The sequence below is a fragment of the Pseudoalteromonas sp. C8 genome (assembly GCF_011378685.1).
Classification (GTDB): Bacteria; Pseudomonadota; Gammaproteobacteria; order Enterobacterales; family Alteromonadaceae; genus Pseudoalteromonas; species Pseudoalteromonas arctica.
Window position 1 is genome coordinate 1 of sequence record NZ_WTKT01000026.1, and the last position, 16,431, is coordinate 16,431.

General features: G+C 40.0%; 15 protein-coding genes. 3 read left to right on the forward strand and 12 right to left on the reverse strand.

What is annotated here, in order from left to right; translation table 11 throughout:
* Positions 1–59 precede the first annotated feature (59 nt).
* From GQR39_RS18525 to GQR39_RS18560, 8 genes are all read right to left on the reverse strand, one after another.
* Entirely contained in the window at positions 60–275 is a 216-nt protein-coding gene (locus tag GQR39_RS18525) for an EF-hand domain-containing protein (RefSeq protein ID WP_007584177.1), read from the reverse strand.
* A 77-nt stretch (positions 276–352) separates the two neighbouring features.
* A complete protein-coding gene (locus GQR39_RS18530; RefSeq protein WP_004335174.1) occupies positions 353–565 on the reverse strand; it encodes a calmodulin in 213 nt (70 codons plus the stop codon).
* A 139-nt stretch (positions 566–704) separates the two neighbouring features.
* Positions 705–917, reverse strand: coding sequence for an EF-hand domain-containing protein (locus GQR39_RS18535; protein ID WP_004335175.1), 213 nt, complete (start codon positions 915–917; stop codon positions 705–707).
* 465 nt (positions 918–1,382) lie between these two features.
* A complete protein-coding gene (locus GQR39_RS18540) occupies positions 1,383–2,042 on the reverse strand; it encodes a flagellar brake protein (protein ID WP_007584185.1) in 660 nt (219 codons plus the stop codon).
* Between the two features lie 43 nt (positions 2,043–2,085).
* Complete coding sequence (locus GQR39_RS18545; protein ID WP_121953916.1) at positions 2,086–3,537, reverse strand: TrkH family potassium uptake protein; 1,452 nt, start codon at positions 3,535–3,537, stop codon at positions 2,086–2,088.
* 96 nt (positions 3,538–3,633) lie between these two features.
* The gene (locus tag GQR39_RS18550) at positions 3,634–4,248 is read right to left on the reverse strand and encodes a YigZ family protein (RefSeq protein WP_101216558.1); all 615 of its coding nucleotides are present in this window, start codon (positions 4,246–4,248) and stop codon (positions 3,634–3,636) included.
* An 88-nt stretch (positions 4,249–4,336) separates the two neighbouring features.
* A complete protein-coding gene (gene pepQ, locus GQR39_RS18555) occupies positions 4,337–5,659 on the reverse strand; it encodes a Xaa-Pro dipeptidase (protein ID WP_165736324.1) in 1,323 nt (440 codons plus the stop codon).
* Positions 5,660–5,971: 312 nt separating this feature from the next.
* Positions 5,972–7,858 (reverse strand): transglycosylase SLT domain-containing protein, encoded by a 1,887-nt coding sequence (locus GQR39_RS18560; protein WP_101216557.1) that lies wholly within the window; start codon positions 7,856–7,858, stop codon positions 5,972–5,974.
* A 192-nt stretch (positions 7,859–8,050) separates the two neighbouring features.
* Here GQR39_RS18560 and fadB point away from each other — a divergent pair, with 192 nt between their 5' ends.
* The 3 genes from fadB (at position 8,051) to tusA (ending at position 11,940) form a co-directional block, all read left to right on the forward strand.
* Positions 8,051–10,210, forward strand: a complete 2,160-nt coding sequence (gene fadB / locus GQR39_RS18565; RefSeq protein ID WP_165736325.1) for a fatty acid oxidation complex subunit alpha FadB — start codon at positions 8,051–8,053, stop codon at positions 10,208–10,210.
* 4 nt (positions 10,211–10,214) lie between these two features.
* On the forward strand, positions 10,215–11,384 hold the full coding sequence (gene fadA, locus GQR39_RS18570) for an acetyl-CoA C-acyltransferase FadA (protein WP_007584192.1): 1,170 nt from the start codon (positions 10,215–10,217) through the stop codon (positions 11,382–11,384).
* Positions 11,385–11,700: 316 nt separating this feature from the next.
* Entirely contained in the window at positions 11,701–11,940 is a 240-nt protein-coding gene (tusA, locus tag GQR39_RS18575; protein WP_007377644.1) for a sulfurtransferase TusA, read from the forward strand.
* A gap of 101 nt (positions 11,941–12,041) precedes the next feature.
* Here the strand turns inward: tusA and GQR39_RS18580 are convergent, their stop codons facing one another.
* The 4 genes from GQR39_RS18580 to glyQ form a co-directional block, all read right to left on the reverse strand.
* Positions 12,042–12,527 carry a transposase gene (locus tag GQR39_RS18580; protein WP_101163030.1) on the reverse strand — a complete coding sequence of 162 codons (486 nt, stop codon included), beginning with the start codon at positions 12,525–12,527 and terminating at the stop codon, positions 12,042–12,044.
* 301 nt (positions 12,528–12,828) lie between these two features.
* Positions 12,829–13,278, reverse strand: a complete 450-nt coding sequence (locus GQR39_RS18585; RefSeq protein WP_165736326.1) for a hypothetical protein — start codon at positions 13,276–13,278, stop codon at positions 12,829–12,831.
* A 75-nt stretch (positions 13,279–13,353) separates the two neighbouring features.
* Positions 13,354–15,423, reverse strand: a complete 2,070-nt coding sequence (glyS, locus tag GQR39_RS18590; RefSeq protein WP_165736327.1) for a glycine--tRNA ligase subunit beta — start codon at positions 15,421–15,423, stop codon at positions 13,354–13,356.
* A 2-nt stretch (positions 15,424–15,425) separates the two neighbouring features.
* Positions 15,426–16,328 carry a glycine--tRNA ligase subunit alpha gene (gene glyQ, locus GQR39_RS18595; RefSeq protein WP_007584197.1) on the reverse strand — a complete coding sequence of 301 codons (903 nt, stop codon included), beginning with the start codon at positions 16,326–16,328 and terminating at the stop codon, positions 15,426–15,428.
* Positions 16,329–16,431: the final 103 nt, after the last annotated feature.

The window sequence follows — 16,431 nt, forward strand, 5'->3', positions numbered from 1 at the left end:
CTTAACTGAATGGTGTTAGCTGACTAAGGCGGCTTTAATGGAGTATGCTTAAATATTGATTACTGTACTTTTGAAAACTCTTCTTTAGAGATTTCACCATTACCATCAGTATCCAAATCATCAAAAATCTTTACAAGCTGAGGGTTAACCTTTGCTTCTTCCATTGTAATAGCACCGTTACCATCTGCATCAAAAGAGGCAAAATCTACTGCGGCATATGCTGCTGATGAAGATGCTAAAACGATAACTGCAAGTGTTGTATTTAATGTTTTCATAATAATATTCCTAGTAATATGGGAAGTCCTTTTCAAAGATCCCTGACTGTGAAAAATGTTTAATCTGAAAAGATTAATTAGTAATTAGCGAATTCTTCTTTAGAAAGCTCGCCGCTACCGTCGGTATCTAGCTCAATAAATTCAGCCATTAAATCTGTATCGACTGCCGCTTCGCTTGGGCTAATTGTGCCGCTACCATCGATATCAAGGCTGTCAAAATCTGATGCTGCAAATGCAGCGGAAGAAGATGCTAGTACTATAAGTGCTAATGCTTTATTTAAATGTTTCATAACTTAATCCTTCAATGTTCTATCAAAAAAATTGCTTCGTTTAACTCAAAACGTAATTTTTCACTTCCTTGTTATCCTCTTTCGTAAGCTCCCTTGCCTACTTAGGTGTCTTTGGCAACTCAGGATAAATACTTTTTAATTAAGCTTCTGAAAATTCTTCTTTTGATAACTCACCATTTTGGTCAGTATCAAGCTCAGAAAACATGCTCATTAGCTTTGCATCTACTGATGCTTCTGCTTGGCTAATTGTGCCACTGCCGTCTACATCCAGTGTGTCAAAATCTGTTGCAGCAAAAGCGGCTGAAGAAGATGCAATAGCGATAAGTGCTAAAGTTTTATTAATACTTTTCATAATATGTATCCTTCAAATTTATGTGTGTGCGATTAAGTATTTCACTTTGAATCACGATTTCGTTCAGTACACTTAGACTATTACAACTTAGATGCCAACATTTAAAAGCTATTAATTTTCAATAAGTTAAATATAAAACGTACAACAAGAAGGCGTTTTTAGAATAGTTATTGTTGCCCTTTAGCAACACGTTTTAAAGAGATGATATTAAAGTCATTAAAAACATATAGTTATGTTTATATAAAAAGATACATTTTTAAATGTACGGTTTTAAAAGGAGGGATTTAAAATAATAATTGAGATAAATTTTAACGAGGTAGCTTTAATAACAAAAAACAAGCTGTAAAAAACAATACGTAATCAATTGTTTTATTTAAATAATAATTTTAATTATGAAAGAGAGAAAAAACATTTTATAAATACTGACATAAAATGCCTTTTTGTTGCAAATAAGCGAAAACCTATTTATTCAACGGTAGGCTCAAGCGCAGAAGGGTCTATAAAATGCTCTTTCATAAAGGCTTTCATTTCATCCTCGCTTGCTAGTAGCTTAATTCCACAGTGCACGCCTGCGGCATGCTCTTTAACACTGCAAATTTCACCTTCAAAATCTTTATCACTGCTATTAAGTACGACAGTGCATTGCATATCTTTAATACTTTCAACTTGCTGATCGCCTCTAATATCAAACATTACACCAGTGAGTGAAATGTCTTTAATAAGGCCTTCAAGTACCCTATCGTCACTTAGCTTTAGCTTTGCAGGTAATAAGGTAGGTATGCGTGTTTGTGAGCGTAGCGCAAATAACTGCACTTGCTTTGGAAAGTTTATAAACACGAGTTTAGCGGGATGAGAGGCTACCGACATAATTTGCTGGCGAAACGCAATAACTTGCCCACCACTACCTTCAATAAGCGCTCTTACAACAACCATTACGCCATCACGTAAATAGTCACTCGCCGCAGGTAAACGCTTTGCATTGGGATAATTTAAAATAATAAACTGTTTATCGAGTAAACCAACTAATTCAGTTTTAACACGCTTACTGCTTGTAGGTGTTAATATTTCTAGGTCGACTAAGCTGCCTACACTTATATGCTTTAGCTTTTCTAAATTTGTTGGCATATCCCTTTCCCAATAGTTCGTAATTAAAACTTAAGCCGCTCGTTTATCCACGCCAAAAAGTAGGCGTAAATAGCACTAATAAAGTAAATATTTCTAAACGACCAAACACCATTGCAATGGTAAGCAACCATTTAGCACCATCGGTTATAGCGCCATAATGCGATGCTACATCTCCTAAACCAGGCCCTAAGTTATTTAAACAAGCCGCAGTGGCTGAGAACGCAGTTATGTTATCCATACCCGTGCCCATAAGCGCTAACATAATAATAATAAACACCAACGCATATGCAGAGAAAAATCCCCACACGGCTTCTACTACTTTGTCTGGCAACGCCTTTCGACCCAGCTTGATTGAATATATAGCCCGTGGGTGCACCAAACGATTAAGCTCACGCACACCCTGCAAGTAAAGTAAGAACACGCGTACTACTTTCATACCACCACCGGTAGAGCCTGCACAACCACCAATAAAGCTCGAAAATATAAGTAAAATAGGTAAAAATAAAGGCCATGTTGAAAAGTTATCAGTAGCAAAGCCTGCTGTTGTACTCATAGAAACAGCCTGAAATAACGCCTGATCGAGGGTTTCATCGCCATTAGCAAATATTTCGTTAGAGGAAAGTACGGTAAAACAAATAACCACCAGCGCTAATTGAATACACAAAAACACCTTAAACTCAGGGTCTCGAATATAAACTTGTACGTTTCGACTCGCCACTGCAGCGTAGTGCAGGGAGAAGTTAACAGCGGCAATAATTAAAAAGAACACACAAATAAAGTTAATTACAGGGCTGTCAAAGTGCCCCATGGAAGCATCGTAAGTAGAAAAACCACCTATCGCCACCGTTGAGAATGCATGACATATCGCATCAAACCACTCCATCCCTGCTGCCCAATAAGCCAGCATACAAGCAATAGTCAGCGACACATAAATATACCAAAGGTGCTTTGCTGTATCGGCAATTCGCGGGGTCATTTTGGAATCTTTTACAGGCCCAGGTATTTCAGCGCGATATAACTGCATACCACCAACACCTAGCATAGGTAGTATAGCGACAGCGAGTACGATTATACCCATACCGCCAAACCACTGGAGTTGCTGGCGATAAAACAACACCGACTTAGGTAAGTACTCAATACCGGTAAGTACTGTAGCGCCGGTGGTTGTTAAGCCAGAGAATGCTTCAAACACCGCATCGGCGAGCGATAAATTAGGTTCTTGTAAAAATATAAGCGGCAAGGACGCAAACGCCCCAAGTACCAGCCAAAACAAAACAACAATTAAAAAGCCTTCACGTGCTTTTAAGTCACCGTTTTCATGGCGGTTTGGGTAATAAGCCATCATGCCAATAACAACACTAAAGATAAATGCTAAAACAAAAGGAACACCACCACCGTCTTTATATATTAAAGACACCAGTGCCGGAGGCACCATGGTAATACTAAACAGCGCAACAAGTTGGCCAAGAATTTTTATGATGGTACGAAATTGCATTTAGCTTGTCGCTTTTATTATTAGTAAATTCAGGCTGAGTAGTATCAACCAAATTAAATAGGGTCAGTATGCATTACATGCAATTTGTGTAGGTTATTACTCTTTAATAGTTAACTCAACTGCGCCGTGACTTAAATCAAAAATATCTTTGATTGCTTGCTGAGCTTCGCGGCTATCTATTGTAATCACCCATTCAATATTAGCAGTAAATTGCTTATCAATATTAAGCACTTGATACTTTGTTTTTAATAACTGCTCAATCGCACCTTGCATGCTGTACTCGCTACTCCCTGTAATTTCAACACTGGGAACTTTAAGTACCGTTTGCAATTTTACTAATGCATTATTTAATGAGCCACCATAAGCACGTACTAATCCGCCCGTGCCTAATTTTATGCCGCCAAAGTAACGTGTAACAACAGCTGTGATTTCGCCAAGGCCTGAACCCACCAGCACATTTAACATAGGCTTTCCTGCAGTGCCATTTGGTTCACCATCGTCCGAAAAACCATAAACATGGCTGCCACCGGGGTTGCCTGCCACATGTGCCCAGCAGTTATGACGCGCATCGCTATACTTTTCTTCAATGCTTTTAATAAATGCTTTAGCTGAATTTAAATCGGGGGTATGTGCAATGTGAACTATAAACGTACTTTTTTTAATTTCTTCTTGATGAAAAACGTCAGCAGCGGGATATTTATATTCAGGCATATTTTAAACTTGTAAAAAGGGGGCCAAAAGGCCCCTTTAAATAATGTACGTATTTTAACGTGTATAAACTAATTAGTGTTAACTAGAATTAATCGAGCGCTAAATCTCGTGTCATATTCTCTAAGCTATCTTCGTGAACAATAATGTTATCTTCAATACGAATACCGCCAAATGGTTTAAATGACTCAACCTTTTCCCAATTAATAAACTGCTTATTATCGGTTTGCGCTAAATCGCTAAGTAGTGAATCAATAAAATATAAACCTGGCTCAATAGTAAATACTTGGTTTTTTTCGATCAGGCGAGTACAACGCAAGAACGGATGCCCTTCAGGCGATGGCTGATGTGCGCCCTTTTCGTCACTCATAAAACCGCCCATATCATGCACTTGTAAACCTAGGTGATGCCCTAGTCCATGCGGGAAGAAAGTAGAGGTAATTTTACGCTCAACAATTTCCTCAGCGGGTAGGTTAACAATTTTAAAGTCACTGAGTATTTGTGCAATACGGTTATGGCACTCAACGTGTAAGTCACCATAAAGCATACCCGGCTTTAAACCTTTACCTAACTCTATTTGTTGAACTGTCATAGCTTGTACAAGCTCAGCAAACTCACCCTGCTTTTTAAAATCATACGTACGAGTAATATCAGCAGCATAACCATTAAAGTTTGCACCAGCATCAATTAAAAATGAGTTATGAGTGTGTGGCGCTTTTGGATCAAAGTGCGTGTAGTGCAAAATAGCGCAGTTTTCGTTAAGCGCAACAATGTTGCCGTACGGCATTTCATTTTCGCTTTGACGTGTTGCCATTAAGTACGCTTGCTGAATATCGAACTCGCTACCACCATTAAAGAATGTGTCGCGTGCAGCTTTATGCCCATCTACTGCAATGCGGTTAGCGTTGCGTAAACATTCAAGTTCGTACTGCGTTTTATAAGCGCGGTGGTAATGAAAATAGTTAAGTACAGGCTCAGGGTTCATAATACTAAAACCAAGTGCTTGCGCTACTTCAATATATTCGCCCATGTAAGCGTATTTAGCTTTGTCGTATGGTAATAACTTTTCAACTTGATCAGGCTGAAGTAATAGCTCTATATCAAAGTACTCAGCCCAAAAGTCGCGAGGCTCGTCTGGTACTTTATGCCAAAAATCTACCGGGCGATAAAATATTAGTTTTGGTTTGTCGCTGCCATTTACCACAATCCAGCAATGAGGATTATCAATAACCGGTAACCACGCTTTAAACTGTGGATTAACTTTAAATGGATAATACATATCATCTAAAAACTGGCGCTTAGCTTGGCCTGAATGAATTACTAATCCTTCTAACCCTTCGCTATTACAAATTGTACGAGTACGCTGTTGCAGTGTTGCAATATGTTCGGCGTATAAAACGGCTAATTTATCCATTGTTAATCCATCTGTTAAATTTAACTTGCTCTGAGTCTATCACTTATACCAATTGCATTAAATTAATGATCTATTATAGCGACAAGAAAATAGCTTAATAACAAGGCTAAAATTATGATACATAGTTGTTCTATATAAATAATTTTTAACGCAGTTATTGAGTTATTTAATACGCTAGAATGATCATGTTTTTAATAAAATTGGTATTACCCTCAGCGCTCAAAAAAGGGGGATATTTAACATGTAAACATCCCCCTTATTAATACCTATCGTGTTAAGTTATTGGTCGATTGGTCGATTGGTATCATATATTCAACCGCCCATTTTCATTTCGAGTAGCGGCGCTAATACATTACCTTCTCGGCCCATTCTTGTATGGTAAACCTGCCTGTACGCAAATACATTTTTTACGTAATCGCGGGTTTCGCGATACGGAATAAGCTCTACCCATAACTCAGCCGGAATAGCGTCATCAGGTAACCAACGCTTTATACGGTGATAACCCGCATTATAAGAAGCTGTTGCCAGCACCTCATTGCCATGGTTTTTCTTTTTTAAGTACTGTAAGTAACTCGTACCCAACCTAATATTTGTTTTAGGTTGATATAAACGACTACTTGTCACACTGCCTTTATTTACATACTCAGCAGTACTAGGTAATAACTGCATTAAACCACGTGCATTAGCATGCGAGCGTGCATCTGGCGCAAAAGAGCTTTCGCGCCTTGCAATAGCAATACTCCAGGCAACATCTATCTTGCTACGTTTACTGTAGCGCTCAAAAACATCTTGAAACGCAAACGGAAAACGTTGCTCTACGTTATCCCACGCTTTAATTTTTGCTAAAGTAAAAATAGTACTGTCGTGCCAACCTAAATCGGTAGATAGTTGTGATGCTGCTAGCTTTTCTTCATTGCTAGACGTATCCGTTAAATAATTCCACTCACGGCGCGCCGACGTAAAGCGCTCAATATCATAAAGTGCTTTTGCACGCTTAAAGCCAGGTGCATTACTTACTTTATCTACAAGCACCTTATCGACTGCTAAAGGTTGATTATTTAAATCAACGGGCAAACCTAAACGTGCTGCTGCTAAAAAGCCGTAATAATCACGATTAGCCGCTACTTTTTTCCAAATATCGTCTGCTTTTTGTTGCTCGCCACGTTTAGCATAGCTATAAGCTAACCAATATTGCTGGCCAAGGCTTAAATCCTCTTTACCCGTAAAAAATGCAGCAATCCCTTCCCAATCTTGGGTTTTGAGCATATTGCCCAGTTGCCATTGAATAAGCTTGCTGTCTAATCGCTCTTTCGGCACTTTATTTAGCCAAAAGCTCGCTTGCTTATGCCCGCTTGAAGCAAGTGACAACGCAAAGGTGTAATACACGTCAGCTTTATCTTCATCACTATACTTAAATATTTTTTCTAGTTTTTCCCATGCTTTTAAAGCAAGCTCTTTATCGCGCCAAACCAAACGTTTAACACCATAAATTGCTATTTGGCCTTCTTTAGCCGACTTATTTTTATATCGATATAATCCAGCTGCCGTGCTTGGATCTTTTCGCACTTTTAAGTATAAATCAGCTAAGTAACGCTCCTTACTTGGCAGTAAAGTTTTTAAGTAAGGCAATAAGCTTTGCGTCCCGCCTTGTGCAGCAAGTGTTACACGCTTCCAAACCGTTTCTTCTTTCATGTAGCCTTTTTTACGCCACGTAGAAAACAAACTATCACAGCCATTAGGTTGCGATTTACCAACGGCCCATAAGTCGGTCACCTGATTTAGAATCGCCTTTTCAGGCGCGCCCAAGTCGAGCTGAAAATCTAAATAAGTACAGGTAAGCCCAGTATTAGAAGTTTCACGGTAGTTGCGTATATACGCCGCTTTTTCATTGTTCTCTTTTAAATACTCCAACCACGCTTTGCGCACAGGCCACTCAAGCGGTGTATGCTGATATATATTTAAATAGTCTTCTATCTCTGCCTGATGCTTAATACTCGGGTGACGTTGCCAATATGTTTTTTCAACATACGGTTTTAACGGATGATTTAGGTTACTAACCGCTTGTTTAAAGTCTTGGTAACTTCCGTACCTTACTTTTTTTTCGGCATCTAAAAAGGCATCGTTATCGATACTTGCCTCGGCAGAGTGAAGAGGGAAAATGAATGCAGCTGCCGCAACACTTAGTAAATATTTTTTCATAATGTCCTTTAATAAAAATTAAAGTAGTGAATAAAAACTTTTCAACCACCTTAGCACCAAACCAGCTATATTTTAACCAGTCGATTGTAACCGAGTTAAATTTTTCGTTGCATTTTTAATTTAAAGCAAGCACACTGATTGAAATGCAAACTCATCGTACCAGTCTTAGTTCGTCAACTAGGGAGAATAATAATGTTATATAAAAGCGATTCCTTTGAAGTTAGCTTCCTAAAGGAAAACATCGCCGAGTTTAAGTTTTGTGTTGCAGGTTCTGTAAACACATTATCTCAAAAAACTCTTTCAGATTGCGCAGCAGCATTAAAAGAATTAGCTGCCAATACTGATGTCAAAGGCATGATTTTTACCAGTGATAAAGACCACTTTATTATTGGTGCCGATATCTTCGAATTTTTACCTACATTTACTAAACCTGAAGAAGAATTAGTAGTGTGGATCAAAAACGCAACCGACGTTTTTGATGCAATCGAAGATTTGCCATTCCCAACTCTAAGCGCTATAAACGGTATGGCACTTGGCGGTGGTTGTGAGTGGGCACTTGCTACCGATTATCGTGTGGCAAGCGAAACAGCTAAAATGGGCCTACCAGAAGTTAAACTTGGCATAATGCCTGGTTTTGGTGGCACAGTGCGCTTACCACGTATCATTGGCGCCGATAACGCGATGATGTGGATTACCTCAGGCGCAGAAAACCGCGCAGAAGATGCCCTTAAAGTAGGTGCGTTTGACGCGGTAGTTAGTGCTGACAAACTTTTAGAGTCAAGTGTGTCAACACTTGAGCTAGCGATTTCTGGCAAGCTAGATTGGCAAGCAAAACGTAACGTAAAACTACAGCCACTTAAATTAAACCGTGTTGAGCAAGGCATGAGCTTTGCTATGGCAGAAGGTATGGTAATGGGTAAAACCAAAGGCCACTATCCTGCACCGGTTATGGCTGTACGTACTATTAAAGCAGCGGCAAACTGTACTCGCGATGAAGCAATGGCAATCGAAAATGCTAACTTTGCTAAATTAGCACGTACACCAGAAGCAGCTGCACAGACAGGTATATTCCTAGCTGACCAATACATTAAAGGTAAAGCACGTAAATTTGCTAAACAAAGCGATGTAGAAATTAAACAAGCCGCTGTATTAGGGGCTGGTATTATGGGTGGCGGTATTGCATATCAGTCTGCTTATAAAGGCACACCTATTATAATGAAAGACATCCAACAAGATGCGCTTGATTTAGGTATGGGTGAAGCGTCTAAGTTATTAGGTGCAAAAGTTAAGCGTGGCCACATGCCAATGGAAAAAATGTTGGCAACACTTAGCAAAATTAAGCCAACACTTAACGCGTCAGACCTACAAAGTGCCAACATTATTGTTGAAGCCGTTGTAGAAAACCCTAAAGTTAAGCAAGCAGTACTCGCTGATCTTGAAAAGACCATGCCAGAAGGTACGGTACTTACTTCAAACACATCAACTATTTGTATTGATTTACTAGCACAAGCGCTAGATAAGCCAGAAAACTTCTGTGGTATGCACTTTTTCAACCCTGTGCCAAAAATGCCATTAGTAGAAATTATCCGTGGCGCAAAAACCTCAGATAAAACAATTAATGCAGTAGTTGATTACGCACTTAAATTAGGTAAATCGCCAATTGTTGTTAACGATTGCCCAGGCTTTTTTGTAAACCGTGTTTTATTCCCTTACTTTGCAGGTTTTAGCAAATTAGTGGTTGAAGGCGCTAACTTTGCAAAAGTAGATAAAGTAATGGAAAACGTATTTGGCTGGCCTATGGGTCCGGCTTACTTACTTGATGTTGTAGGTATTGATACAGCATTCCATTGTACTGGCGTAATGGCTGACGGTTTCCCTGAGCGTATGGCGCGTGCTGATAAAGACCCAGTGACTATTTTTGCCAACGAAAAACGTTTTGGTCAAAAGAACAAAGCCGGTTTTTACAAATACGAAACAGATCGTCGCGGTCGTCTTAAAAAGTCTCATGACGAGACAGCAGTTGAGCTACTAAGCCCAATTACAGACGCACCAAAAGAATTTGATAAACAAGAAATCATCGACCGTTGTATGATTCCAATGATTAACGAAGTGCTACTGTGTTTGCAAGAAGGCATAGTTGCCTCGCCGCAAGAAGCAGATATGGCATTAGTTTACGGTGTTGGTTTCCCTCCATTTAGAGGCGGCGCGTTCCGTTACTTAGATCAAACTGGTTTAGCTAACTTTGTTGCAGCAGCAGACAAATACGCTCACCTAGGTGCGATTTACCAAGTATCTGAGCAAACTCGCAAGTGGGCCGAAGAAGGTCGTGTTTTCTATAAGGTGGAAGGTTAATATCATGAATAATCCAGTAATTGTAGATTGTATCCGCACACCAATGGGTCGCTCTAAAAGTGGTGTATTCAAACATAAACGTGCTGAAGACTTAAGCGCACATTTAATGAAAGGCTTACTTGATCGCAACCCAGCAGTTGATCCAGCATCAATTGACGATATTTATTGGGGTTGTGTACAGCAAACATTAGAGCAAGGCTTTAACGTAGCACGTAACGCAGCATTACTTGCCGGTATCCCACACAGCGTACCTGCTGTAACGGTTAACCGTTTATGTGGATCGTCAATGCAAGCATTGCATGACGCTGCACGCGCAATAATGACAGGCGCTGGCGACACTTACCTAATTGGTGGTGTTGAGCACATGGGTCACGTACCTATGACTCACGGCAACGACTTTCACCCAGGCCTTGCAACAACGATTGCACAAGCATCGGGCTCAATGGGTTTAACAGCAGAATACCTTGCTACGCTTCATGGCATTAGCCGTGAGCAACAAGATGAATTTGCTTACCGCTCACATCAACGTGCACAAGCGGCAACTGTTGAAGGCCGTTTCCGTCGCGAAATTTTAGCAATGGAAGGTCACGCAGCAGATGGTTCGCTTATATTAGTTGAAGACGACGAAGTAATTCGCCCAGAAACAACAGTAGAAGGCCTATCAAAGCTTCGCCCTGTATTTAATCCTGCATCGGGTACGGTAACAGCCGGTACTTCTTCTGCACTTTCTGACGGCGCATCTGCAATGTTAGTAATGAGCGAAGAGAAAGCAAAAGAACTTGGCTTACCAATTCGTGCACGCATTAAAGCAATGGCAGTCGCTGGTTGCGATCCATCAATCATGGGTTACGGCCCAGTACCAGCAAGTAAAAAAGCACTTGCTCAAGCCGGTATTACAATTGATGACTTAGGCGTAGTAGAGCTTAACGAAGCCTTTGCAGCACAATCATTACCTGTAATGAAAGATTTAGGGTTAATGGATGTTGTTGACGAAAAAGTGAATTTAAATGGCGGCGCAATCGCACTTGGTCACCCACTGGGTTGTTCGGGTTCGCGTATTAGCACATCGCTTATTCACTTAATGGAAGACAAAAATGTACGATACGGTTTAGCAACTATGTGTATTGGTTTAGGCCAAGGCATTGCCACTGTATTTGAACGTGTTCAAGACTAATTAGTTTTAAACATGTAAAACCATCTTGGTGATTAAAAAGGCGGACTGATTTTATTCAGTTCGCCTTTTTTATTAGCTTTAATTAAGTGAAAACGACCCTTTATCAAACAAGCATGTAACAGCGTAATTATGTGATCGGGCGTATTATTAAATAAAGTCTTTTGCAGCAATAAAGTTTCAAATAATATGGGCATATTAAGATAAGTAAAATAGTTAAATTACACTTAAAATTGCGTTAAACTCCCAAACTTATTAATTGCTATACCTAAGCACTCGCGTACACAGCAATCACTTTAATTAAACAGGCCAATTTATTATGAGCTTTGATAATCCCGATCACCAATTAGATGCCATAGGCCTTCGCTGCCCAGAGCCAGTAATGATGGTACGTGCTGCTATTCGTAAAATGAGTGATGGTGAAACGTTATTAATAACTGCTGATGACCCGTCAACAACTCGCGACATTCCGAGTTTTTGTACGTTTATGGATCACACGCTGGTGGCTAAAGATGCAGAAGAAGCACCGTATAGATATGTGGTTAAGAAAGGGCTTTAAAATAACGTAGGTTGGGTTGAGTTTTACGAAACCCAACGTATCTTATAATAATCGAAATAATTTCACTCATCGTATATATCGTTTAACTTATTATCACTCCCTCAGTTACTCGGTAATTTTGAATCTTTAACATATCGATGAAAACTCGAAAAAGGCCAATTACTGACTTTAGAAACATATTTATGTTTCACAGGGTTGTAGTGGATATAATTAATATGGTTATTTAAGTCTTCTTCATCTCTAATTTTATGCTCCCAATAACGGCGCTGCCAAATTCCACGCTCTCCCTTCGCTATTCGACTTTTATTACAAAATTCTGTTGCTGGAAGCTCTCGAGAAAAGCCTGATTTTATAAGCCGCCAACGCATTGCATAATTATTATCGCCTTTTGGTAATTGCCAAATAACATGAAGGTGATCGGGCATGATAACGATTGCAATCGTCTTTATTGGATGCTTTTTTGCCACCTTTGAATACACACGACGTAATAACTCTATATTTTCCACGAGCAAATGCTGAGATCTATCTTCTAAATTTACCGTAAAAAAATAACATGCGCCCGCCTCTAACATACGCTTATAACGCATATTTTTACCTATAGAATAAACAGATAAATAAGAGTATAGATTAGTTTTGTTAATTATAATCAAGACAATTTTAAGTCAAACTTATCCATGATATTGTTACACGCTTATAGCAACCACATAAACTTGTGTCTGGCGTAGGTTGTTTAATAACCACCAAAATAGTTTTATTCGCCACACATGTTGGGTTTCGTTTCACTCTACCCAACCTACGAAACCCCCTTGGTGTTAATGCTGAATAAACACTACAACGTCCTTGTCACAAATCCATTAATTCACTCGGGCTGCTTTAAAAATACAGCTATCACTTCTTCGTTATCGTCACTTGTGGCTTGTCGTAGTCACTGTAATCAATACTTACTATGTATATGCCTTTTATTGCTGGTGTGAAACTAAAGTAGTTATAAATAGTATTACAGTCTGCGATAGCTGGTTGGCCGAGTGTTAGGCTTTGCCCTGCTGGTTGTGCGTCGCTGTAACCACAGTTGTAACCTTCACTAAAATCGACATCGGCTATTTTAAATTCGTACACTTTACCAGGCGTCGAAAATTTCACTTCTGCTTGATAAAGCGCAGGGCCAACTGGTGCAAACTGATACTGGGGTTCTGCATCCCACAGTGTAAAGTCGCCACGTAAGTAAATTGTGCGGTCAAGCTCTTGCTGTGGTAATACATCATTAATCGAAATTTGGCTTGTACAGGCAGTAAGTAAAGCAGCAATTGCTAAGGTTAAAATTCGTTTCATAGAAATCATCAATGGGGTTTCCTTTGCATACAGTGAAAACTAAAAAGCCAGCAAAACGCTGGCTTTTAAAATTGCTAATCGGTGTTATTTTTGTAAAACAGAAATATCTGCAATACCTAAAAACAATCCGCTTAACTGGCTTAGCAGCGCAAGACGATTTTGCTTAACAGCTTCATCGTCGGCCATAACCATTACGTTGTCAAAAAAGTTATCAACACTTTCGCGAATACCTGCCAATTGGCTTAATGCTTCTTGGTAGTTTCCATCTGCGTAAAGTGGTGCAAGGTCAGTGGCAAATTTTGCTACTTGTGATGCTAATACTTTTTCAGCGTCGTCGCTTAATAAGCTCTCATCAACACTACCTTGGCTGGTAATGTCGTTTTTAGCCAGAATATTACCTACACGCTTATTAGCTGCTGCAAGCGCTTCTGCTGCGTCTAATGTACGGAAGTGGCTTACGGCTTTAACACGGCGATCAAAATCAACAGGTTTAGTCGGACGACGTGCAAGCACTGCTTGAATTACGTCTACTTCAATACCTTCGTCTTGATACCAAGCACGGAAGCGCCCTAGCATAAATTCAAATACGTCAGTTGATACATTTAAGTTAGTTAACTTGTCGCCAAACAATGTTTGCGATTTAGCTACTAGGTCTAAAATATCAAGTGGTAGTTCTTTTTCTACCATAATGCGAAGTGCACCAATAGCAGCACGACGAAGAGCAAATGGGTCTTTGTCACCTTTAGGTGCTTGGCCTATACCAAAAATACCCACCAGCGTATCAAACTTATCAGCAATCGCTACTGCGCAGCTAATTAAATTTGTAGGTAAGTTGTCGCCTGCAAAGCGTGGCATGTACTGCTCGTTTTGCGCTACGGCTACATCTTCGGCTTCACCATCGTGGCGAGCGTAATGCATTCCCATTACACCTTGCACGTCGGTAAATTCCATTACCATTTCAGTCATTAGGTCAGTTTTACTTAATAAGCCTGCACGCTGCGCTAACACTTTATCAGCACCTAATTGCTCAGCAATATAACCTGCAAGCTCACTAATGCGCTCAGACTTATCTTTAAGCGTACCAAGTTGCTTTTGGAACAATACGCTATCAAGCGATTCTAATCGGCTTTCTAGAGTTTTCTTTTTATCTGTTTCAAAGAAGAACTGTGCATCGGCTAAACGCGGGCGCACTACTTTTTCGTTACCAGAAATAACCACACTTGGATCTTTACTTTCTATGTTAGATACAAACAAAAATTTATTTAAAAGTTTGCCGTTTTGATCTAATAACGGAAAGTATTTTTGATCGTCTTTCATGGTGTAAATTAACGCTTCGGCTGGTACATCTAAAAATGCTTCTTCAAATGTTGCCGTTAAAGTAACTGGCCACTCTACAAGTGATGTTACTTCTTCTAGTAAATCTTCATCCATTGCAACAACAGCATTAACTGCTTTTGCAGCCTCTTCTATTTGCGTACGAATTTGTGCTTTACGTTGTTCGTAATCGGCAATAACGTAAGCAGATTTAAGTACGTCAAAAACGTCATCTGCATGGTTTATGCTAATTTTTTCTGGGTGGTGAAAGCGATGACCCTGAAGCTGGTTAGTTATTTTCTTACCAAGGATCTCACCTTCAAGTAACTCATCACCAAACAAAATAGTTACCGTATGCACAGGACGAATAAATTGTGTTTTATTCGCGCCCCAACGCATTGGTTTAGGAATTGGTAATTTAGCCAACGCTTTAGTAATTGCACCTGTCATTAGCGTTTTAGTTTCTTGCCCTGCTACTTTAGCAATGTGCAATAACCATGCGCCTTTGTCTGTTTCGAGTGTTTGTGCGTCTTTTACTTCAATACCACAACCACGTGCCCAACCCATTGCTGCTTTTGTTGGGTTACCGTCACCGTCAAATGCAGCTTTAGTTGCTGGACCGCGTTTTTCAACTTCTTTGTCTTGTTGCTTAGCTTCAAGCGCTTTTACTTGTAAACCTAAACGACGAGGCGATGCATACCAGCTTACGCCTTGATGTGCTAACTCTAGTGTTTCAAGCTCTGCAGTTAAGTTTGCAGCAAAAGCTTCTGCTAATTTACGCAGCGCTTTTGGTGGCAACTCTTCTGTGCCAATTTCTACTAATAAATTTTGTGCTGACATACTTACTTATCCTTACACAGCGGGAAACCAAGCGCTTCGCGTTTGTCATAGTAACTTTGTGCACACGCTTTTGATAACGCACGAACGCGTAAAATATAACGTTGACGTTCAGTTACCGAAATTGCGTGGCGTGCGTCTAGTAAGTTAAATGCGTGCGATGCTTTCATTACTTGCTCGTAAGCCGGTAGTGGTAAGTTTGCTTCAATTAACTTTTGGCTCTCTGCTTCACATTTATCAAACTGAGCAAATAAGTCTTCTACGTTTGCGTGTTCAAAATTGTAAGTAGACTGCTCTACTTCATTTTGATGGAACACGTCGCCGTAGGTTACGCGCCCTAGTGGACCGTCTGCCCATACTAAGTCGTAAATACTATCTACGCCTTGAATGTACATTGCTAAACGCTCTAGGCCGTAAGTGATCTCACCCGTTACTGGTGAACACTCAATACCACCAACTTGTTGGAAGTAGGTAAACTGCGTTACTTCCATGCCGTTTAACCAAATTTCCCAACCTAGGCCCCACGCACCTAACGTAGGTGATTCCCAGTTGTCTTCTACAAAGCGAACTTCGTGAGTTAGTGTATCGATACCCATAGCCGCTAAAGAGCCTAAATAAAGCTCTTGGATGTTATCTGGCGATGGCTTTAAAACTACCTGAAATTGGTAGTAGTGTTGTAAGCGATTTGGATTTTCACCGTAGCGACCATCGGTAGGACGACGACACGGTTGCACGTATGCACTCGCCATTGGCTCTGGACCAATAGACTTTAAAAAAGTTTGCGGGTGAAATGTCCCTGCGCCCACTTCCATATCAAGTGGTTGAATAATGACACAGCCTTGCTGCGCCCAATAATCCTGTAAAGCCAGGATCAAACCTTGAAAGGTTTTTACGTCATATTTTTGCATATTTGGCTTTTTACTATCTAAGAAGTAGCGTGAAAATTACCCTTAGTATACCGTGTGTACACTCAGGTTTTAAGCAGTTTGTGTAATTGAAGAAAATAAAAAA